Origin of the sequence: Pseudomonas vlassakiae (genome assembly GCF_014269035.2) — a bacterium.
In the GTDB taxonomy this organism is placed as follows: domain Bacteria; phylum Pseudomonadota; class Gammaproteobacteria; order Pseudomonadales; family Pseudomonadaceae; genus Aquipseudomonas; species Aquipseudomonas vlassakiae.
Genome location: NZ_JABWRP020000004.1, coordinates 288495 through 308721 on the forward strand (window position 1 = coordinate 288495; position 20227 = coordinate 308721).

Below are 20227 nucleotides of genomic sequence, written 5' to 3' on the forward strand. Positions count from 1 at the left end.
ACGCACGGCCGGGGCGCAACGCGCCCCGGATCGGTGTCAGATTTCCAGCACCTGCGACGCGATCCCGAAGTACACCAGCACTCCCGCCGCATCGGCGACCGAGGTCACCAGCGGACCACTGGCAGTCGCCGGGTCGAGCTTCAGGCGAGTGAACAGAAACGGCAGGCTCATGCCGATCAGGCTGCCGATCAGCACGATCACCAGCATGCTGCTGGCCACGATCAATGCGACATCCGCGCCACCTCGCAATGCCCCCAGCGATGCCACCGCCAGGGCCATGGTGCCGCCGAGCGCCAGCGCCACCGCACATTCGCGGCCGAGCATGCGCATCCAGTCGCGCATGACCACCTCCCCCGTCGCCAGCGCCCGCACCATCAGGGTGGCCGACTGCGCCCCGGCGTTGCCTCCGCTGTCGACCAGCAGGGGCAGGAAGAACACCAGTACGATATGCGCGGCAATAGTTTCTTCGAAGGCGGCAATACCGGCACCGGAAAACAGGTTTCCGAACACCAGCAGCACCAGCCAGAGTACTCGCTTGCGGTACAACAGGCCGACAGTGGCATGGCGTAGATTGCCGACGTGATTGGTGATCGATGCACCTTTATGGAAGTCTTCGGTCGCCTCCTGGCGAAGCTTTTCCAAAGCTTCGCTGGCCTGGTCGCGCCCGAGCGGTTGATTACAGCGGATGCAGCTGGTGCAAATAGAGTACATGCGAGTCTCCAGGCGCCGATGCAGGCACCCACGAGCCTCGAACCCAGGGGGTCAAGCCTTCGCAAGCCCTGGCGACGACGCGCTCAGTGCCAATTTGCAGGTTCGCGATGAACTGAAACTGGGAAGGTCCATTGAGGTGATTTCTCGTGAAGCCGCACATGCGGCGCGGCGGATGATAGCCAGTCCGGCTGGCGAGGTCTGCCTCGCGGGGGGTGTTTCGGACGCGCCCTACAAGCAGTCGGGAATCCATCCCAAACCACCGCCCAGACACATCTTCATTCCCTCTCCGCGCCAGCGGTGTAGAATCGGGCTATTCATCGCCAGTCATCCCCGGCGGGTTTATGAGCTCTGGCCAAGCACGCGGCGATCCCGCGCGGTCTTCGGCCCCATCCGTGCCAGTGGCAACCGGCCTGCGGCGCAAAGGACAAGAGAAGCTCACTCCCCTTTTTGTGACCTGATTAAGCCGCCAGGAGTGTTTCATGCCTGATTACCGTTCCAAGACTTCCACCCAAGGCCGCAACATGGCCGGCGCCCGCGCCCTGTGGCGTGCCACCGGGATGAAGGACGAAGACTTCAAGAAACCGATCATCGCCATCGCCAACTCGTTCACCCAGTTCGTCCCGGGCCACGTGCACCTGAAGGACCTGGGCCAGCTGGTCGCCCGCGAGATCGAACGCGCCGGTGGCGTGGCCAAGGAATTCAACACCATCGCCGTCGATGACGGCATCGCCATGGGCCATGACGGCATGCTCTACTCGCTGCCGAGCCGCGAGATCATCGCCGACGCCGTCGAGTACATGGTCAACGCCCACTGCGCCGACGCCATTGTCTGCATCTCCAACTGCGACAAGATCACCCCCGGCATGCTGATGGCCGCCCTGCGCCTGAACATCCCGGTGATCTTCGTCTCCGGCGGCCCGATGGAAGCCGGCAAGACCAAGCTGGCCAGCCACGGCCTGGACCTGGTCGATGCCATGGTCATCGCCGCCGACTCCACTGCCAGTGACGAGAAGGTCGCCGAGTACGAGCGCAGCGCCTGCCCGACCTGCGGTTCGTGCTCCGGCATGTTCACCGCCAACTCGATGAACTGCCTGACCGAAGCCTTAGGTCTCGCCCTGCCGGGCAACGGTTCGACCCTGGCCACTCACGCCGACCGCGAGCAGCTGTTCCTTACTGCAGGCCGCACCATCGTCGAGTTGTGCAAGCGCTACTACCAGGAAAACGACGAGTCGGTGCTGCCGCGCAGCATCGCCAACTTCAAGGCGTTCGAGAACGCCATGATGCTGGACATCGCCATGGGCGGTTCGACCAACACCATCCTGCACCTGCTGGCTGCAGCCCAGGAAGGTGAAGTCGAGTTCGACCTGCGCGACATCGACCGCCTGTCGCGCAAGGTACCGCAGCTGTGCAAGGTGGCGCCGAACATCCAGAAGTACCACATGGAAGACGTGCACCGCGCGGGTGGCATTTTCAGCATCCTCGGTTCGCTGGCCCGTGGCGGCCTGCTGCACACCGACCTGCCGACCGTGCACAGCCGCAGCATGGAAGAAGCCATCGCCAAGTGGGACATCACCCAGACCGATGACGAAGCCGTGCACACCTTCTTCAAGGCAGGCCCGGCCGGCATCCCGACCCAGACCGCGTTCAGCCAGTCGACCCGTTGGGAAACCCTCGACGACGACCGTGAAAACGGCTGTATCCGCAGCTTCGAGCACGCCTACTCGCAAGAAGGCGGCCTGGCCGTGCTGTACGGCAACATCGCCCTGGATGGCTGCGTGGTGAAAACCGCCGGCGTCGACGAGTCGATCCACGTCTTCGAAGGCACCGCGAAGATCTTCGAAAGCCAGGACAGCGCCGTGCGTGGCATCCTCGCCGACGAAGTGAAGGCCGGCGACATCGTGATCATCCGTTACGAAGGCCCTAAAGGCGGCCCGGGCATGCAAGAGATGCTCTACCCGACCTCGTACCTGAAGTCCAAGGGCCTGGGCAAGGCCTGCGCCCTGCTCACCGACGGCCGCTTCTCCGGCGGTACTTCGGGCCTGTCGATCGGCCACGCCTCGCCGGAAGCCGCTGCTGGCGGCGCCATCGGCCTGGTGCGCGACGGCGACAAGGTGCTGATCGACATCCCCAACCGTTCGATCAACCTGCTGGTCAGCGACGAAGAGCTGGCACACCGGCGCATCGAGCAGGACAAGAAAGGCTGGAGGCCGGCTGAAGTGCGCCCACGCAAGGTGACCACCGCACTGAAGGCCTACGCCCTGCTGGCGACCAGTGCCGACAAGGGTGCTGTGCGTAACAAGGCGATGCTCGAAGGGCTGTGAGGCTCTGACCGCATAAAAAAACCGGCGCCTGGAGCGCCGGTTTTTTTTTGTTCATTAATGATCAATGAAGCGAGGCGGCTGAGCCAGAGCGAAACATTGACAGCTTGTGAAGAGCGATCCCAAGTGACTCATCATCGAACAATTTGCTTTTTCGAGCAGCGGCACCAGCCCCTCCAGACCAACTTTTCAGATGTTCGCGAACTGCCGGGACTGTCGGTTCTACACCATCCACATGCAAAAGCCAATCAACAGTGGCCAGTAGCTCCATACCAAAGGGAGACTCGAAACCATCGATCAAATCAGCCGTGAATTCCAACGCTGGCAAATAGGCCTTGGCTTCACTGTTCAAATACGCCTGCACAAATGACTTGCGCCCCTCATCAAACCAGATCACGTCCAGAGGGCCTGCATCGCTGATCCGCTTTCCGCAGTGCAAATAGCTGCCATCAAGGTTATCTAGCAGGTGCTCAAGTCGGTTCGCGTAAGGGCCATACTTATGAGCAACAAACTTCAACGCCAATGGGTTAATGCCTGGCGTGAATCGCTCGATTGATCGCTCCAGAAACCAGGCAAGCTTCTGGACTTCGAGCAAGCTGCACTCCATGCCAAGCACCCAGTAGCGGCGCACCAGCTCTGCAATCAAGGCTCGAGCCGGGGTTAGCTCCTCAACACCACTGCGTTTGGAAACGTTTTGATAATTTGCCGTGGGCTCGAAAACAAGAATATCCGCATCCAGATCATTCAGAACGCTCTGAATCTGTTCTCGCACCACAGCCCAAGGCAACCCTCCGTTGCCAGCGCCAAGGGGAGGGATAGCAATCGATGCCACTTGGTTTTCGACAATGAAGTTGCGCAAATCATGGAGACCATCGACGATCCAGCCAATTTGCGAGGGTGAACGCCAGTGCTGCTTGGTTGGAAAATTCACAATCCAGCGCGGCCCGTCCAGCTCACGTACTTCAGTGACAAACATCTTCCCGGTAACTACTTCTTTCGCTTTGCAGGCAGCAGCATACTGGCGATAGTTCTCGGCAAAACGCTCCTTGAACATCAGCGCAATACCCTTCCCCATCACCCCTACGGTGTTGACTGTATTAACCAGCGCTTCGGCCTTGGCCTCCAGCAGGTTACCTTGCATAAAGCGAATCATCAGAAGTACCACCTAGGGCGAGCATATACCGGGAGATTCAGCTGACGCTGCTGAACCTCCTTGTCGACACGACTCTTCAAAGCTTCGTTGTAGCAGACAATGCCCAGAAGGCCAGCGACCGGGACATGTCCATGGATAAGGGCCTCAGCCTGATAACGTTCCATTTTTCGAGGGTCATCAGGATCACGTTTGAAGTCCCTGCGCTGCAAAATCTCCCAATCGATCTTGTCCAGCTGCGTGAGGTCGCTGTAGTAGCCAGCCCAATGCGGGTAGGCATGGGCGTCCGTGAAGACAAACCGCAGACCTAGCGACTGCGCATGGTACAGGCTGGAGACAAGAATCACGATCTCTTCGTTCCGCCGCTGAGGAACGCCCCACCCCGATTGGATGTTCTTCATCATCACGGAGAACGGGGTGAAGTAGAAGGGAACATAATCAGACAATGTACCACCTGGAGAGACAGGCACGACCCTGTGGCTTCGCTTGTCTATGAGGTCAGGATTACCAATGCTCACGTAGTGCCCCGAACGACGGTCGGACGACATGGGGAATAGACCGTTATCCAGCAGCCAGCCCAGGTTGTCTCGGTGCACGATTCGCCAAATCAGCGCTTTGGAAGCGTTCAGGTTGCTGTAAAGCATCAGGAGAACATGGCTCTCATGACCTTGACCTCAGTGCCAACCTTGCTACCCCTGTTAGCGTTCACCGCTTCAGCAACCTCTTCTGAAGGAACAAAAATCATGAAGAACGATGCTGCCGGCACCGCATGCGGAGACAGACACTCTGCCATGCATACGTTCTTGCAGTCTTGGTCTTGATAGTCACGTCTGTTCATCATTTGCCAGTCTATAGCAGCAAAGCCTGCATGGTAATCGAGAAGCCTGAATTCCGTGCCTGCCAAAGGGTGACAAGGAATGACCTTCCAGTTAGCACGCTCCGCCAAGGATCGGCGAACTGTGATTAAGACAAATTGCTTGTGAAAGTGATCGCGCTGAACACGCCCGTCAAAGGGGTTGCGAGCAAACCAGTGGAATGGAACGTAGTTCTCCAAGCCGTGAGTTCCACGCCCTTTGATGATTTCTCGGTCAGCCACATCATGAAAGCCTGTCAGCTGAGAACGAGGCAGCAAACCATGCTCGAAAATAGAAGGGATATTCTCCAGACTTGTCAGGTGATAGAGCAGCTTACCGCTTTGGATTTCCTCAGGCATTTCCCTATCCTTGGATGGCAAAAAGATACCATTTAGCCATTAGCGTAGCTGCTCATTCTGATTTCTGACTGAGATCTACTGAATCTGCTCCGGTGTCACGATCACCCAGTTCTTGTCGGCCGTCACCGGCAACCCTTCCTTGGCCTGCGCCGCCGCGTGCTTCGCGATCATGCCGTTCAACTGGTCCATGTACTTGGCCTTGCGATTTATCCACAGGTGGATGCCGCCCTTGTTCACATCCACGCCATGGAACTGCATGTAACCATCACTGGTTGGGGTATCGCCGCCCACCAACACTGGCTTTTTCCATTCGTCGATGTAGGTCAGGATCGCCGCCTGCTTGCCTGCCATCCAGGTGGCCGGGGTCCACAGGTAAGGCGTCAGCTCCAGCCCTTCGTTGGCCTTGGCGTCATATTGCCCGGCGCTGATCTGCTTGCGCGCCGTGGTCAGCTGGCCGTTGGCGCGGTCCTTGAGCAACAGGCTGACACCAATCACGTTCTGCGGTTTGACGTTGTAGCCGTACTTGGGGTCGGAAGCGACCATGCGCACCAGCTCTTCGGAGGCTGCCGAGATCACGTAGACCTCGATGCCGTTCTCCATCAGCTTGTTGTACAGCTCGGCCTGGCCGGTGAAGACCTTCGGCGGCTGTACCTCGATGGCCTTGACCTGGTCGCCTTCGAAGTAGGTGCTGGGGATTGGCTTGTTCAAGGCCATCATCTCATCGACCTGAGCCTTGAGCTCCTTGAGGGTGAAGCCTGCAAACACCTGCGCGACCCATGGGTAGCAGACCATGTCGTCGATCTCGCACAGCCGGTAGTAGTAACTGAACAGGCTTTCCTTGTGCTCGGCCGTGTCCTTGAACGGGATCAGCTTGAGTGACGGGTCGAGTTTGTCGCGGGTCAGCAGGCCCTTGTTTTCCATGAACGGCAGCAGCGCTTCTTCGAGGTCGTAGCGGTAGCTGGTGTTGTCCATGTCGAAGACGGCGTAGTTACCTTTGTTGGCATTGGCGGCAATCATCGCGTCGAGCTGTCTGGCGGCATCAGCAGGCCAATGCTTGAGTTCGGTGGCGAAGCTTTCGACACTGAACAGCAGGGACAAACCCAGGGCGAGGGCTTTCGGAGCGAACTTCATGTGCGAATCTCCTGAAATGACCCAGAAAAACTAGTGCAACATGCGCCGATTCCTGCCTCTCACAACGACCCTGACAGAACCATAAACGTCGTGTTCATTGCTATCCGCGACAGCCTGTTATTCCATATACGACTAAGCAAATTACTTATGGATATAAATTCGTTTCTTTTCAGGCTGTTAGCATTTCCGTTCGCAATCGCTCACCAGAGGCGATGCCTCTTCTGCTTTTTCCTGGAGCTTCAATGAATCTGCCGCTGTCCCTCAACCTGCTGGCGTTCCTGGCCCTGCTGCTAGGCCTGGCGCAAACCGGCCGCACCGATTGGAGCCTGGCCAAGAAAGTCCTGCTGGGCCTGGCACTGGGCGTCGCGTTCGGCTTGGCCCTGCACAGCATCTACGGCGCCGGCCACCCGGTACTCAAGGCCACTATCAGCTGGCTGGACCTGGTCGGCAACGGCTACGTCGGCCTGCTGCAGATGATCGTCATGCCGCTGATCTTCGCCTCGATCCTCAGCGCCGTGGCCCGTTTGCACAATGCGTCGTCGCTCGGCCGCATCAGCGTGCTGAGCATTGGTACCCTGCTGGTGACCACGGCCATCGCCGCCTTGATCGGTATCGTCCTGGCCAACCTGTTCGGCCTGAGCGCCGATGGCCTGGTGGCCGGCGCCCAGGAAAGCGCGCGCATGCAGGTTATCCACAGCGACTACGCAGGCAAGGTTGCCGACCTGAATATCCCGCAGCTGCTGCTGTCGTTCATCCCCAGCAACCCGGTTGGTGACCTGGCACGGGCCAAGCCGACTTCGATCATCAGCGTGGTGATCTTTGCCGTGTTCGTTGGCCTGGCCGCACTGCAGCTGATCAAGGACGACGCCGAGAAGGGTGAGCGCGCCCTGCCGGCCATCGATACCCTGCAGGCTTGGGTAATGCGCCTGGTACGGGTGGTGATGAAGCTCACCCCCTATGGCGTACTGGCGCTGATGACCAAGGTAGTGGCCAGTTCGAACCTGGAAGACATCCTCAAGCTGGGTAGCTTCGTGGTGGTGTCGTACCTGGGCCTGGCCTTGATGTTCGTGGTCCATGGCATCATTCTCGCCGTCACGGGCGTGAGCCCGCTGCGCTTCTATCGCAAGGTCTGGCCAGTGCTGACCTTTGCCTTCACCAGCCGCTCCAGCGCCGCGAGCATCCCATTGAACATCGAGGCGCAGACGCGTCGCCTGGGTGTGCCGCAGTCGATTGCCAGCTTCAGTGCATCGTTCGGCACCACCATTGGCCAGAACGGCTGCGCGGGCCTGTATCCAGCCATGTTGGCGGTGATGGTAGCGCCAGCGGTGGGCATCGATACCTTCGACCCGCTGTGGATCGCGACCTTGGTGGCGATCGTGACGCTGAGTTCGGCGGGCGTGGCTGGCGTCGGAGGTGGTGCAACCTTCGCCGCGCTGATCGTGCTGCCGGCCATGGGCTTGCCGGTCGAGCTGGTGGCGCTGCTGATTTCAGTGGAGCCGCTGATCGACATGGGCCGCACGGCGTTGAACGTGAATGGGTCGATGACGGCGGGCGTGGTGACCAGCCAACTGCTGAAAGAGACCGACAAGGCAGTGCTGGCCGGCGATGAGCATGCCGAGCTGAGCCATAGCTGACGACAATCGGGGCCGCCGGGCGGCCCCAAACCGCTCAAACCTTGTCCCAGACCTCGAAGTGATAGGCAGGCTTGCCTTCTTCGGCCTGGGCCTCGCTCGACACCAACGTCCACTGGCTTTGGTCAAACGCGGGAAACCAGGCATCCCCTTCCGGCGACAGTTCGACCCGCGTCAGGTACATCCGGCTCACCAGCCCTTTCTCCAGCGCCTGCCCATAGAGCTGCGCCCCGCCAATCAGCATCAGCTCGCCGACGCCCTGCTCACGTGCCCACTGCTCGGCCCGGGCCACCGCCGCCTCCAGCGAGGCGTACACCTCGGCCCCGACCAGTTCCAGACCGGCCTGCCGGCTGACCACGATGTTCAACCGCCCCGGCAACGGCCGGCCCAGCGAATCCCAGGTCTTGCGCCCCATGATGATCGGCTTGCCCAGGGTGGTGGCCTTGAAGTACTTGAAGTCCCCCGGCAGGTGCCAGGGCATGGAGTTGTCGATGCCGATCACGCGATTTTCGGCGTGAGCCGCGATCAGGCTGAGGGGGAGTGATGTATTCATGCCAGCGAGGATAGCACCCGGCGTGTGGGTTATGCTTCTGCCCTGAACCACGCAATGGAAGACCTTGTGACTGCACCCACTCCACTGGACACGCGCTGGCTCACCGAAGCGGTACGCCTGCGCGAGGAACATGCAGGCCTGCTGGACGATCAGGAGGCCAACCGCCACGCCCGACAGCAAGGCGGCGACCTGGCAGCACGCATCGAAAGCCGCGCGCTGTTCCTCGCCGAACGCGATGGCATGACCACGGCCCTGCACCACTGGAAGCAGGGCGCCCGCCTGGCGCTGCTGGCCCTGCTGCTGCTGGCCGTATTCAGCGGCGCAGGCCTGGCCTTTGCCGCCTTGGGCGACGGGCAGCGACCGGTCAATGTGTTCTGGGCCCTGGGCAGCCTGCTCGGGCTGAACCTGCTGATGCTGCTGGGCTGGGCCGTGGGCTTTGCCTTGAGCGGCGAGCACGGCGCCAGCCTCGGCCGCCTGTGGTTGTGGTTGAGTGAGCGCTTCGCCCGCGATGCCAAGGCCGCACACCTGGCGCCAGCACTGCTGGTGCTGCTGCAACGCCAGCGCCTGAACCGCTGGCTGCTGGGTGCCCTTGTGCACGGCCTGTGGCTACTGGCGATGGTCACGGCCCTGGGCCTGCTGCTTACCCTGCTGGCAACCCGCCGGTACGGTTTCGTCTGGGAAACCACGCTGCTGGCCGCCGACCCGTTCGTTCACCTGACCCAAGCCCTGGGCGCTCTGCCCTCGCTGCTCGGCTTCGCCGTGCCGGACGAAGCCATGATCCGCGCCAGCGGCGATACCTTCCCCGCCCTGGATGCCGCCCGCCAGGCCTGGGCCAGCTGGCTGCTCGGCGTGGTGCTGGTGTACGGCCTGCTGCCACGCCTGCTGCTGGCCGGGTTGTGCCTGTGGCGCTGGCAGCAGGGCCGTGCCCGGCTGACGCTCGATCTCAGCCTGCCGGGCTATGCGCAGCTGCGCGACGCCCTGATGCCGCGCAGCGAACGCATCGGCGTGCAGGATGCCGCCCCCGATGCGCTGCCGCAGTTCCAGGCCGGCCAACTGGAAAGCGGCAGCAGCGGCGCTTTGCTGGTAGGCCTGGAACTCGATGACCAGCGCCCGTGGCCACCCGTCCTGCCCAAGGCGGTGACCGACGCTGGCGTGCTCGACAGCCGCGAATCGCGCAACAAGCTGCTGGAGCAGCTCAGCCGATTCCCGCCGGCACGCCTGGCCATCGCCTGCGACCCCCACCGCTCCCCCGACCGCGGCAGCCTGGCGCTGCTCGCAGAGCTGGCGCGCAATGCCGGGGCCACACGTATCTGGCTGCTCCAGGCCGCCCCCGGCCAAGCCCTGGATGCCGAACGCCTGGGCGACTGGCACGAGGCCCTCGACCGCCTCGGCCTGCCCCACGCCGACACCTCGCCCCTGACCTGGCTGGAGCATGGCCATGACTGAGCCGCTGAAACTGGCCGTGGTCGGCCACACCAACGTCGGCAAGACCTCGCTGCTGCGCACGCTCACCCGTGACGTCGCCTTCGGCGAGGTCTCGCACCGCCCCAGCACCACCCGCCATGTCGAGGGTGCGCGGCTGTCGGTGGACGGCGAACCGCTGCTGGAACTCTACGACACCCCCGGCCTGGAAGACGCCATCGCCCTGCTCGACTACCTCGAACGGCTGGAACGCCCCGGCGAACGCCTGGATGGCCCGGCCCGCCTCGATCGTTTCCTGCAAGGCAGCGAGGCACGTCAGCGCTTCGAACAGGAAGCCAAGGTGCTGCGCCAGTTGCTGGCAAGCAATGCCGGCCTGTATGTGATCGACGCCCGCGAGCCGGTGCTGGCCAAGTACCGCGACGAACTGGAAGTGCTGGCCGGTTGCGGCAAGCCACTGCTGCCGGTGCTCAACTTCGTCGCCAGCAGCCAGCACCGCGAAGCGGAATGGCGTGAAGCCCTTGCCCGGCTTGGGCTTCACGCATTGGTGCGGTTCGATAGCGTGGCGCCCCCCGAAGAGGGTGAGCGCCGGTTATACGAGAGCCTGGCACTGCTGCTGGAAGACGCCCGCCCGGCCCTGCAACGGCTGATCGATGACCAGCAGGCCCAGCGCCTGGCACGCCAGCACAGCGGCAAGCGGCTGATCGCCGAACTGCTGCTCGATTGCGCCGCCTGCCGACGCAGCGTCGCGGCCGACCCAGCGGCTGAAGCCAAGGCTATCGAAGCCTTGCGCCAGGATGTGCGCCAGCGTGAGCAGCGTTGCGTGGAGGCGCTGCTCAAGCTCTATGCCTTCCGCCGGGAAGATGCCAATGCCGGTGATCTGCCGCTGCTGGACGGGCGCTGGGGCGATGACCTGTTCAATCCCGAGACCCTGAAGTTGCTGGGCCTGCGCCTGGGTAGCGGCGTCGCGGCCGGGGCGGCGGCCGGTGCCGGGGTGGATCTGCTGGTTGGCGGGCTGACGCTAGGCGCCGCAGCGTTGGCGGGCGCAATTGCCGGGGGCGCGCTACAGACCGCACGTAATTATGGGTCGCGGCTGATGGGCAAGCTGAAGGGGCAGCGCGAGCTGACGGTGGATGACACCGTGCTGCGGTTGCTGGCCTTGCGTCAGCAACAGTTGATGGTGGCGCTGGATGGCCGCGGGCATGCGGCGCAGGACAGCATTCGGCTGGGCGAACTGGATGAGAAGATGTGGCGCGAAGGCAAGCTGCCGGAAGCCTTGAACAGGGCCCGGGCGCATCCGCAGTGGTCGACGCTCAACCCTGGGGCGAAGCTCAACCAGGCCGAGCGGCAGGAACAGCTTGAGGGGTTGGCTTCACAGATCTGAATCAGCAGGTTCGGCCTCTTCGCGGGCATGCCCGCGAAGGGGTCGGGTCCGGGCTTATTGCTGGGCCACTTTCTCCGACTTGCCGTCATAGCGCTTGCGCCATTCGCTCAGGATCTCGTCGCGGTTCTTCGAGGCCCAGGCAAAGTCGTTGTTGATCAGGCGCTGCTCATAGTCGGCCGGCAGCTCGGTCTGCGGCTTGGCAATGCCTGGCGCGGCCAGTACGGCAAAGTTGTCCTTGTACAGCTCCATCGCCGCCGGGCTTGCCGAAAAATCGGCGAGGCGCTTGGCCGCGTCAGCCCTGGGCGAGCCCTTGATCACGGCGGTCGCCTCGATCTCCCAGCCCAGCCCCTCCTTCGGCAGCACGATATCCAGCGGCGCGCCCTGGCGCTTGAGCTGCACGGCCGGGTACTCGAACGAAATGCCGATCGGGAATTCACCCGCTGCCGCCAGCTTGCAAGGCTTGGAGCCGGAGTGCACGTACTGGCCGATGTTCTGGTGCAGGGCATCCATATAGGCCCAGCCCTGCGGCTCGCCGAAGGTCTGCAGCCAGGCGCTCACGTCGAGGAAGCCGGTGCCGGACGAAGCCGGGTTGGGCATGACGATCTTGCCTTTGTATTCAGGCTTGGTCAGGTCCTGCCAGCTCAGCGGCTTGCTCAGGCCCTGCTTTTCGGCTTCGACGGTATTGAAGCAGAGCGTCGCGGCCCACACGTCCATGCCGACCCAGGCGGGCGGGTTGGCGGCATCGCGGTAGTTGGCGGAAATCTTGCTCAGGTCTTTCGGCGCGTAGGCTTCGAGCATGCCGTTCTGGTCGAGGATGGCCAGGCTGGAGGCGGCCAGGCCCCACACAGCGTCGGCTTGCGGGCGGTCTTTCTCGGCCAGCAGCTTGGCCGTGATGATGCCGGTGGAATCACGCACCCACTTGATCTCGATGTCCGGGTTGGCTTTTTCGAAGGCTTGCTTGTAGCGCGTGAGCTGCTCGGCTTCCAGGGCGGTATACACCGTCAGCTGGGTGGCTGCGGCCGATGCCTGCAGGCTGAAGACGGTGGATACGGCAGCGGCAAGTACAAGGGGCTTGAACATGATGCGGTTCCTGTGGGAGTGGGCAGTCGGTCAATGGCCGGGGGCGCGCTGGCGCCAGGCCTGGGAGCGGCGCAGCAGGCCGCGTGAAGCACCGGCCAGCAGCAGAGAAGCAGCGGCGCTGGTCAGCAGGATCAGGGTCGACATGGCAGCGGCGCCGCCGACGTTGCCGGCATCGTCCATGTTCAACACGGCGACGGCGGCGAGGATGGTGTCGGGGCTATAGAGGAAGATCGACGCCGACACGGTGGTCATCGCCGAGACGAACAAGTAACGGATGATGTCCAGCAGCGCCGGCAGGCAGATCGGCACGGTGACCCGCACGAAGTGCTTGTACAGCGGCGCCTTGAGCGACAGCGCGGCAGCCTCGAACTCGTCGTCGAGCTGGCGCAGCGCAGTGGCAGCGGTCATCTGCGCGGTGGTCAGGTAATGGGCGATGGTGCACAGCACCAACAGCGTCATACCGCCATAGAACACGTGCAGCGGGTTGCCATTGAGGTTGAAGAAGAACACGTAGCCCAGGCCCAATACCAAGCCAGGCACCGCCATGGGGATGAAGCTGAGCAGCCGCAGGGCCTGGTTGAGCAGGCGCTGGCCCTGGGTTTTCTCCATCAGGTAGGCGCCAGTGAAAATCACCAGGCTGCCGATCAGCGCCGTGCACAGGGCCATGGTCACACTGTTGCGATAGGCCAGCCAGCCGCCACCGGCAGTGTCATCGAACAGGTAGTGCCTGAACGACAGGGTCAGGTTGTACGGCCAGAACGTCACCAGCGACGCGTACACCGCCATGCCGATCACCACCAGCAGCGCCGCGCAAATCAGCAGCACGATGGCCAGAAAGCCGGTATCTCGGCAGCGCGATGGCTTGGGCACGAACACGTGGGCGCGGCCGCTCATTGCCTCTGCCTGGCGCCGACGGAGCCAGGCATCGACGCCGAAGCTGAGCAGCGCTGGCAGCAGCAACACCATGCCGATCAACGCACCGCGGCCGAACTGCTGCTGGCCGACCACCGCCTTGTAGGCTTCCAGCGCCAGCACCTGGTAGTCACCACCGACCACGACCGGCACGCCGAAGTCGGTGATGGTCAGGGTGAACACCAGGCAGAACGCGGCGAACACCGCCTGACGCGTGGCAGGCCAGGTGATGCTGCAGAACGCCCGCCACGGCCCGGCGCCCATGCTCGATGCCGCGTCGAACAGCCGTGCGTCGGCCAGCGCCAGGGCCGAGAGCAGGATCATCAGCGCATGGGGGAAGGTGTAGATGGCCTCGCCGAGCACGATGCCCCAGAAGCCGTAGATGTTGTCGTTGAGCAGGCTGCGCAGCACGCCCTGGTTGCCGAACAGGTAGACCAGCGCAATTGCCGGGAGCATCGACGGCGCCAACAGCGGCAGCAGCGAGATGCCGCGCCACAGGCCCTTGGCCGGGATCAGCGTGCGCTGCAGGGCGTAGGCGAACAGGTACGCCAGCGGCACCACGATGGCCGCCACGGTGAAGGCCACCGACAGACTGTTGCCGAGCAGCCAGTGGAAGTTTTCGCTGGCGAACAGTTCGCGGGCGGCCAACCAGCCTCCACCTTGGCCGGCTTCACCGCTGAAGCCTTTCCAGAAGATGGCCAGCAGCGGCAGCACCACGGCCAGCAGCAACAGGACCAACAGCAGGCTCTTGCCGCCGATGACGAACAGGCGGTCACCCAGGGCGACGTCGCCGCATCGCGCATCCTTGGGCTGGGTCAACGGCAGGGACATGGGCGCGGCCATTCAGGCAAACACCTGCAGGCTCTGCGGCGGCAAGGCCACCCAGATATCCTGCGAACCCAGGCGAGGCATGGCTTCCGGCGCCAGTTCGGCGAGCAACGCATGACCCGGCAGGGCCTTGAGCTCGAAGCTCATGCGGCAGCGGTTGCCCAGGAACGTGATTTCGCGAACCTTGGCCGGGAACAGGTTTTCCTCATGCATCACCGGGTTTACCGTGATCGCTTCCGGCCGACAGAACAACCGGCCGCTGCGGGCGGAGCCGGCGTCCGCCGCCAAGCGCATGCTCATGGCGCCGACCTGGGCATGGCTGTCGCCACTGCGCTGGAACGGTAGCCAGTTGCCCTGGCCGACGAACTCGGCGACGAACGGCGTGGCCGGCTGGTCGTAGATGGCTTGCGGGGTCGCGTACTGCTCGACTCGGCCGTTGTTCATCACCGCAATGCGGTCGGCCATGAGCATGGCCTCGTCCTGATTGTGGGTGACCATCAACGTGGTGATGCCCAGCTGGCGCTGCAACTGGCGAAGCTCGGTGCACAGGTGCTCGCGCACCCGGGCATCCAGCGCCGACATCGGTTCGTCGAGCAGCAGCAGCGACGGCGACGGTGCCAGCGCGCGGGCCAAGGCCACGCGCTGCTGCTGGCCGCCGGACAGCTGGCCGGGGTATTTCTTTTCGCTACCGGACAGGCCAATCAGGTCGAGCATGTCAGCTACGCGCTGGCGGCTCTCGTCGCGACTGCTGCCAGTCAAGCCGTAGGCAATATTGGCTTCGACAGTAAGGTTGGGGAACAGCGCGTAGGACTGGAACAGGATGCCGTAGTCCCGTGCCTGGGGAGGCAGCTCGGAAATATCGCGTTCACCGATGTACAGCGCACCACGGTCCTGGCGCTCGAGGCCGGCAATGCAGCGCAGCAGGGTGGTCTTGCCGCAACCGGACGGGCCGAGCAGGCAGACCAGCTCGCCCGCAGCGATGTCCAGAGACACGTCGTTGAGCGCGGTGAAGGCACCGAAACGCTTGTGGATACCGCGCACTTTCATCTGTGCGCCCGGAGTGGCGTGGTTCATGGCAAGGCCTCATCGAACAAGTGAGGGCCATGCTAGGAAGGCTGTGCGAAGGTTCTGTGGCTTTAGGGCAAAAGCCGGTGATAGTGATATAGGCAGATTTTGTAATGGCCTGACCTACAGGTGCGACCCCACCACTTCCTGCGCCACGCCAAGAAAGGCCGCTGGCAACCTGGCCTGGCGCCGCTCCTTCAGGCAATACAGGTACTCATGCATCACCGGCGCATTGTCCAGCGCCAGCACCCGCAGTTCCGGGTTGTGCGGGACCTCATGGCGGGCAATCACGCTGATGCCGATATTGCGCAGTACCGCCTCGCGGATCGACTCGCGGCTGCCGATCTCCAGCAACGAACCGGCCTTCACCCCCGCCTCATGCATCATCTGTTCGGTCAGCTGGCGGGTGGTCGAGCCCTTCTCGCGCATCAGCAGGCAATGCCCTGCCAGCACCTCGATGGATACCGCCTGCCGATGCGCCAACGGATGATTGCGATGCACCGCCACCACCAGCGGGTCGGTGCCCAACACCCGTCGCACCAGCCGGGCATCTTCCACCAGCTGCGACGAGGCGGCGATATCCACCCGGTAGTCTTCGAGCATCTCCAGCACTTGCTGCGAGTTGCCGATCTCCACCGTCAATTCGACCTGGGGCAGGCGCTCGCGAAAGATCTTCACCAAGTCGAGGATGTAGTACGGCGCGGTGGCAGCGATGCGCAAACTGCCCTGGGCCTGGCCGCTGTTACGCAGCTCGAACTCGATGTCGGCCTCTTGCTGCAGCAGCGCCTTGACCATTGGCAACAGCCGCACGCCCTCCTCGCTCAACACCAGGCGCCGACCGCCGCGGTAGAACAGCTCCACCGCATAGTGGCTTTCCAGGCTGCGGATCTGTGTTGTCACCGTCGGCTGGCTGAGCCCGAGCTTCTTCGCCGCCAGGGTGATGCTGCCCAGTCGGGCCACCATGTAGAAGGCTTTGAGCTCGGCACTCAGCATTGCAGGACCTCATTTGCGCAACAGGCGCAGACCGTTGAACACCACCAGCAGGCTCACGCCCATGTCGGCGAACACCGCCATCCACATGGTCGCCATGCCGGCAAAGGTGATCGCCAGGAATATCGCCTTGATGCCCAGCGCCAGAACGATGTTCTGCCTCAGGATCGCCGCACTTTGGCGCGACAGCCTGACGAACACCGGGATTTTACGCAAGTCGTCATCCATCAGCGCCACGTCGGCAGTCTCGATCGCCGTGTCGGTACCTGCCGCCGCCATGGCGAAACCAATCTCCGCACGGGCCAGTGCCGGCGCGTCGTTGATACCATCGCCGACCATACCGACCCGGTGCCCTTCGGCGTACAACCGCTCGATGCTGTGCAGCTTGTCGGCCGGCAGCAGGTTGCCCTCGGCCCGGTCGATGCCCACCTGCGCGGCAATGGCCTGGGCAGTGTGCGGATTGTCGCCGGTCAGCATGACGGTCTGGATACCCAGCGCGTGCAGTTCGGCAATGGCCTGGCGGCTGCTGTCCTTGACCGTGTCGGCCACGGCGAACAGGGCCAACGGCCCGGAACGGTCGAGCAGCAGCACCACCGTCCTGCCCTGGCGCTCCAGTGTGTCCAGTTGGGCCTCCAGCTCCGGCGAGCACAGGCCCAGCTCCTCGACCAAGCGATGGTTGCCCAGGTGGTAGGTTTCGCCGTCGATATCACCGCGCACGCCACGGCCGGCCAGGGCAGCGAATTCGCTGACCTCGCTCAGCGGCAGGTTCTGCGCCTTGGCAAACTGGGCGATGGCGCCCGACACCGGGTGATCGGAACGGTCGGCCAGGCTCGCCGCCAACGCCTGGGCGCGGCCCTCGAACAGCGGGTCAAGCACCTTGGCATCGGTTTGCACCGGTTTGCCGTGGGTGATGGTGCCGGTCTTGTCCAGGGCGAGGAAGTCCAGCTTGCGGCCGCCTTCCAGGTACACCCCGCCCTTGATCAGGATGCCTTTGCGCGCCGCAGCGGCCAGGCCACTGACGATGGTCACCGGGGTAGAAATGACCAGCGCGCACGGGCACGCCACCACCAGCAGGACCAGCGCACGGTATACCCAGTCGAACCAGGCGCCGGCCGTCAGCAGTGGTGGAATCACCGCTACCGCCAAGGCCACGGCGAACACCACCGGGGTGTAGATGCGCGAGAACTGGTCGACGAAACGCTGCGTGGGCGCACGCGCACCTTGTGCTTCTTCGACGGCCTTGATGATGCGTGCCAGGGTCGATTGCCCTGCGGCGGCCGTCACGCGATATTCCAAGGCACCGGCCTGGTTGATGGTGCCGGCGAACAGTTTGTCGCCCGCCGCCTTTTCCACAGGTAGGCTTTCGCCGGTGATCGGCGCCTGATCGACGCTGGATTGCCCGCTGACCACTTCGCCATCCAGGCCGATGCGTTCGCCCGGGCGCACCCGCACCAAAGCACCGATAGCTACCTCGCGCACCTCCACCTCGCGCCACTGACCATCGGCCTGCTGCACCGTGGCCATGTCCGGAGTCAGCTGCATCAGCCCGCCGATGGCATTGCGCGCACGGTCCAGCGAGCGCGCCTCGATCAGCTCGGCGACGGTGAACAGCACCATGACCATGGCTGCTTCCGGCCACTGGCCAATCAGCACGGCGCCGGTCACGGCAATGCTCATCAGCGCATTGATGTTGAGGTTGCGGTTTTTCAGGGCGATCCAGCCCTTCCTGTAAGTGCCCAGGCCGCAGCCGAGGATGGCCGCCAGCGCAAGCGCAGCCACCAGCCATTGCGGCGCGAGGCTGGCGAAGTGCACGATTTCGGCGGCGATCGCGGCAATACCCGACAGGGCCAGCGGCCACCAACGGGCCTTGTGCGGCTGCGCTGCGGCGCCGCTGCCGTCGTCTTCAGCAGTCAACGGCTCGGCCTTCATGCCCAGGCTGTCGATGGCGCGCTCAATCTCTCCGGTGCCGTTCAAGGTATGACGCACGCCAAGCACGCGGTTGATCAGGTTGAACTCCAGCTGCTCGATGCCCGCCAGCTTGCCCAGCTTGTCCTGGATCAGGGTCTGCTCGGTGGGGCAATCCATGGCGTCGATGCGAAAGCGGCTGAGCTGGGCGTGGCTGCTGGCCTTCTCGCTCAGTTGCACCCACGCGGGCGCAGCGCTTGAGCCACAGCAGCTGTGACCGTGGGCGACATGGCCATGGTCTTGTTCGCCATGGGCATGATCGTGTGGATGCGTGTGTTCGTGGCTGACAGGCTGGTTCATGGGGTCATCCTTAAATTGAGCCTGTTGCCAAGTGAACACCCTGTAGCCACTATAGGGTCAAGCCACTTGCTGGAGATTCGTGATGAAAATCGGAGAACTGGCCAAAGCCACCGATTGCGCCGTGGAAACCATCCGCTATTACGAGCGTGAACAATTGCTGCCGGAGCCGGCGCGCACCGAGGGTAACTACCGGCAGTACACCCAGGCCCATGTCGAGCGGCTGACCTTCATTCGCAACTGCCGAACGCTGGACATGACCCTGGACGAGATCCGCAGCCTGCTACGCCTGCGCGACAGCCCCGACGACGCGTGCGGCAGCGTCAATGCGTTGATCGATGAACACATCGACCATGTGCAAGCGCGGATCGATGGCCTGGTGGCGTTGCAGGAGCAGCTGGTGGAGCTGCGGCGGCGCTGCAATGCGCAGGGGGCGGAGTGCGCGATCTTGCAGCAGCTGGAGACGAACGGCGCGGTATCGGTGCCGGATACCGAGCATTCGCATGTGGGCCGAAGCCATGGGCACTAGATGAAAAAGCGTTCGCGGGCACGCCCGCGAACAGGCCAGCTCAGGCGATCTGCAACTATCAGACCGCCATCGGCGCCGTCATCGGCGCATGGTGCTCATACCCTTCCAGGCTGAAGTCGCTCGGCTCGATCTTCTCCAGCCACTCCGGCTCGTACTTGCCGGTCTTGGCGAACTCCGGCACACGGTCACTGATCACCAGCTTCGGCGCTTCCAGCGGTTCGCGCTTGAGCTGCTCGTTGAGCATGTCCAGGTGGTTTTCATACACGTGGGCATCGCCAATGAAGTAGGTGAACCAGCGCGGGGTGTAGCCGGTGAGGCGGCCGAACAGCGACAGCAGCGCCGCGCCTTCAGTGAGGTTGAACGGCGTGCCCAGGCCCAGGTCGTTGGAGCGGATGTAAAGCGTCAGGGATAGTTCCCTGGTCTCGACATTCGGGTGGAACTGGTACAGCAGATGGCACGGCGGCAGGGCCATTTCGTCGAGCTGGGCGCAGTTCCAGCCGTGGAACAGGATGCGCCGGCTGCCCGGGTCGTTGGCGATGGTGTCCAGGCACTGGCGCACCTGGTCGATGGCCTTGTACAGGATGACGAAGGCCACGCCATCCTCTTCGTCCTGGGCGATGCGGCGGAAACCGGCCTGCTCGGCCATTTCGATGGCTGCCGGGTTGCTCAACGGGATGCGCTTGTAGCCCGGCCACTGGCGCCATTGCACGCCATAGATCTCGCCGAGGTCGTCATGGCCCTGGCGGAACGGGTTGGCCAGCCACTGGGCGTTCTCGTTGGCGTTCTGGTCCCAGACCTTGCAGCCCAGTTCGCGGAATTCACCGGCGTTCTTCACGCCACGCAGGAAGCCGACCATCTCGCCGATCGCCGACTTGAACGCCAGCTTGCGCGTAGTGATGGCCGGGAAGCCTTTTTGCAGGTCGAAACGCAACATGGCGCCCGGCAGGCTGATGGTGCGGATGCCGGTGCGATTGCCCTGCAGGGTGCCGTTTTCGATGACGTCGCGGACCAGGTCCAGATACTGTTTCATGGCTTACCTGTAACGAAAACG

17 protein-coding genes are annotated in these 20227 nt (G+C 63.2%); 5 read left to right on the plus strand and 12 right to left on the minus strand.

Features of this window, described 5'->3' with window-relative positions; translation table 11 throughout:
- Window positions 1–36: 36 nt before the first annotated feature.
- Window positions 37–711, minus strand: a complete 675-nt coding sequence (locus tag HU738_RS07515; RefSeq protein ID WP_232244104.1) for a magnesium transporter — start codon at window positions 709–711, stop codon at window positions 37–39.
- A 479-nt stretch (window positions 712–1190) separates the two neighbouring features.
- Here HU738_RS07515 and ilvD point away from each other — a divergent pair, with 479 nt between their 5' ends.
- Entirely contained in the window at window positions 1191–3032 is a 1842-nt protein-coding gene (gene ilvD, locus HU738_RS07520) for a dihydroxy-acid dehydratase (RefSeq protein ID WP_176507604.1), read from the plus strand.
- 61 nt (window positions 3033–3093) lie between these two features.
- Here the strand turns inward: ilvD and darG are convergent, their stop codons facing one another.
- From darG to HU738_RS07540, 4 genes are all read right to left on the minus strand, one after another.
- A complete protein-coding gene (darG, locus tag HU738_RS07525; RefSeq protein ID WP_186601852.1) occupies window positions 3094–4182 on the minus strand; it encodes a type II toxin-antitoxin system antitoxin DNA ADP-ribosyl glycohydrolase DarG in 1089 nt (362 codons plus the stop codon).
- The gene (gene darT, locus HU738_RS07530; protein ID WP_186601854.1) at window positions 4182–4823 is read right to left on the minus strand and encodes a type II toxin-antitoxin system toxin DNA ADP-ribosyl transferase DarT; all 642 of its coding nucleotides are present in this window, start codon (window positions 4821–4823) and stop codon (window positions 4182–4184) included. Before darT ends, darG begins: the two co-directional genes overlap by 1 nt.
- Window positions 4823–5392 (minus strand): DarT ssDNA thymidine ADP-ribosyltransferase family protein, encoded by a 570-nt coding sequence (locus HU738_RS07535; protein ID WP_176507601.1) that lies wholly within the window; start codon window positions 5390–5392, stop codon window positions 4823–4825. Before HU738_RS07535 ends, darT begins: the two co-directional genes overlap by 1 nt.
- 75 nt (window positions 5393–5467) lie before the next feature.
- Complete coding sequence (locus HU738_RS07540; RefSeq protein WP_186601856.1) at window positions 5468–6523, minus strand: HAD family hydrolase; 1056 nt, start codon at window positions 6521–6523, stop codon at window positions 5468–5470.
- Window positions 6524–6765: 242 nt separating this feature from the next.
- Between HU738_RS07540 and HU738_RS07545 the strand changes: the two genes are divergently transcribed.
- Window positions 6766–8157 (plus strand): L-cystine transporter, encoded by a 1392-nt coding sequence (locus tag HU738_RS07545; RefSeq protein ID WP_186601858.1) that lies wholly within the window; start codon window positions 6766–6768, stop codon window positions 8155–8157.
- Between the two features lie 34 nt (window positions 8158–8191).
- On the opposite strand, the gene HU738_RS07550 is transcribed toward HU738_RS07545, so the two are convergent.
- Window positions 8192–8707: a dihydrofolate reductase gene (locus HU738_RS07550; protein ID WP_176507598.1), complete on the minus strand. Its 516-nt coding sequence runs from the start codon at window positions 8705–8707 to the stop codon at window positions 8192–8194.
- Window positions 8708–8761: 54 nt separating this feature from the next.
- Between HU738_RS07550 and HU738_RS07555 the strand changes: the two genes are divergently transcribed.
- Together HU738_RS07555 and HU738_RS07560 are read left to right on the plus strand one after the other, a co-directional pair.
- Window positions 8762–10153 carry a DUF2868 domain-containing protein gene (locus HU738_RS07555; protein ID WP_186601860.1) on the plus strand — a complete coding sequence of 464 codons (1392 nt, stop codon included), beginning with the start codon at window positions 8762–8764 and terminating at the stop codon, window positions 10151–10153.
- Window positions 10146–11510: a GTPase/DUF3482 domain-containing protein gene (locus HU738_RS07560; RefSeq protein ID WP_186601862.1), complete on the plus strand. Its 1365-nt coding sequence runs from the start codon at window positions 10146–10148 to the stop codon at window positions 11508–11510. Before HU738_RS07555 ends, HU738_RS07560 begins: the two co-directional genes overlap by 8 nt.
- Window positions 11511–11564: 54 nt before the next feature.
- Here HU738_RS07560 and HU738_RS07565 read toward each other — a convergent pair whose 3' ends face one another.
- The 5 genes from HU738_RS07565 to HU738_RS07585 form a co-directional block, all read right to left on the minus strand.
- On the minus strand, window positions 11565–12590 hold the full coding sequence (locus HU738_RS07565) for a putative 2-aminoethylphosphonate ABC transporter substrate-binding protein (RefSeq protein WP_186601864.1): 1026 nt from the start codon (window positions 12588–12590) through the stop codon (window positions 11565–11567).
- A 30-nt stretch (window positions 12591–12620) separates the two neighbouring features.
- Window positions 12621–14345: a putative 2-aminoethylphosphonate ABC transporter permease subunit gene (locus HU738_RS07570; protein ID WP_186601865.1), complete on the minus strand. Its 1725-nt coding sequence runs from the start codon at window positions 14343–14345 to the stop codon at window positions 12621–12623.
- Window positions 14346–15404, minus strand: a complete 1059-nt coding sequence (locus HU738_RS07575; RefSeq protein WP_186601867.1) for a putative 2-aminoethylphosphonate ABC transporter ATP-binding protein — start codon at window positions 15402–15404, stop codon at window positions 14346–14348.
- Between the two features lie 114 nt (window positions 15405–15518).
- Window positions 15519–16388, minus strand: coding sequence for a LysR family transcriptional regulator (locus HU738_RS07580; RefSeq protein ID WP_186601869.1), 870 nt, complete (start codon window positions 16386–16388; stop codon window positions 15519–15521).
- 9 nt (window positions 16389–16397) lie between these two features.
- Window positions 16398–18650: a heavy metal translocating P-type ATPase gene (locus tag HU738_RS07585; RefSeq protein WP_186601871.1), complete on the minus strand. Its 2253-nt coding sequence runs from the start codon at window positions 18648–18650 to the stop codon at window positions 16398–16400.
- An 82-nt stretch (window positions 18651–18732) separates the two neighbouring features.
- On the opposite strand from HU738_RS07585, the gene cadR reads away from it, so the two are divergent.
- A complete protein-coding gene (gene cadR, locus HU738_RS07590) occupies window positions 18733–19176 on the plus strand; it encodes a cadmium resistance transcriptional regulator CadR (RefSeq protein WP_176507590.1) in 444 nt (147 codons plus the stop codon).
- Window positions 19177–19234: 58 nt separating this feature from the next.
- Here cadR and HU738_RS07595 read toward each other — a convergent pair whose 3' ends face one another.
- The gene (locus HU738_RS07595) at window positions 19235–20206 is read right to left on the minus strand and encodes a thymidylate synthase (protein WP_186601873.1); all 972 of its coding nucleotides are present in this window, start codon (window positions 20204–20206) and stop codon (window positions 19235–19237) included.
- Between the last annotated feature and the right edge of the window lie 21 nt (window positions 20207–20227).

Coding starts and splice junctions, on each gene's coding strand:
- HU738_RS07575 (WP_186601867.1), bottom strand. CDS start 15,404: ATGAACCACGCCACTCCGGGCGCACAGATGAAAGTGCGCGGTATCCAC.
- ilvD (WP_176507604.1), top strand. CDS start 1,191: ATGCCTGATTACCGTTCCAAGACTTCCACCCAAGGCCGCAACATGGCC.
- HU738_RS07545 (WP_186601858.1), top strand. CDS start 6,766: ATGAATCTGCCGCTGTCCCTCAACCTGCTGGCGTTCCTGGCCCTGCTG.
- HU738_RS07565 (WP_186601864.1), bottom strand. CDS start 12,590: ATGTTCAAGCCCCTTGTACTTGCCGCTGCCGTATCCACCGTCTTCAGC.
- HU738_RS07555 (WP_186601860.1), top strand. CDS start 8,762: ATGGAAGACCTTGTGACTGCACCCACTCCACTGGACACGCGCTGGCTC.
- HU738_RS07585 (WP_186601871.1), bottom strand. CDS start 18,650: ATGAACCAGCCTGTCAGCCACGAACACACGCATCCACACGATCATGCC.
- HU738_RS07550 (WP_176507598.1), bottom strand. CDS start 8,707: ATGAATACATCACTCCCCCTCAGCCTGATCGCGGCTCACGCCGAAAAT.
- HU738_RS07580 (WP_186601869.1), bottom strand. CDS start 16,388: ATGCTGAGTGCCGAGCTCAAAGCCTTCTACATGGTGGCCCGACTGGGC.
- HU738_RS07515 (WP_232244104.1), bottom strand. CDS start 711: ATGTACTCTATTTGCACCAGCTGCATCCGCTGTAATCAACCGCTCGGG.
- HU738_RS07535 (WP_176507601.1), bottom strand. CDS start 5,392: ATGCCTGAGGAAATCCAAAGCGGTAAGCTGCTCTATCACCTGACAAGT.
- cadR (WP_176507590.1), top strand. CDS start 18,733: ATGAAAATCGGAGAACTGGCCAAAGCCACCGATTGCGCCGTGGAAACC.
- HU738_RS07595 (WP_186601873.1), bottom strand. CDS start 20,206: ATGAAACAGTATCTGGACCTGGTCCGCGACGTCATCGAAAACGGCACC.
- darG (WP_186601852.1), bottom strand. CDS start 4,182: ATGATTCGCTTTATGCAAGGTAACCTGCTGGAGGCCAAGGCCGAAGCG.
- darT (WP_186601854.1), bottom strand. CDS start 4,823: ATGCTTTACAGCAACCTGAACGCTTCCAAAGCGCTGATTTGGCGAATC.
- HU738_RS07560 (WP_186601862.1), top strand. CDS start 10,146: ATGACTGAGCCGCTGAAACTGGCCGTGGTCGGCCACACCAACGTCGGC.
- HU738_RS07540 (WP_186601856.1), bottom strand. CDS start 6,523: ATGAAGTTCGCTCCGAAAGCCCTCGCCCTGGGTTTGTCCCTGCTGTTC.
- HU738_RS07570 (WP_186601865.1), bottom strand. CDS start 14,345: ATGGCCGCGCCCATGTCCCTGCCGTTGACCCAGCCCAAGGATGCGCGA.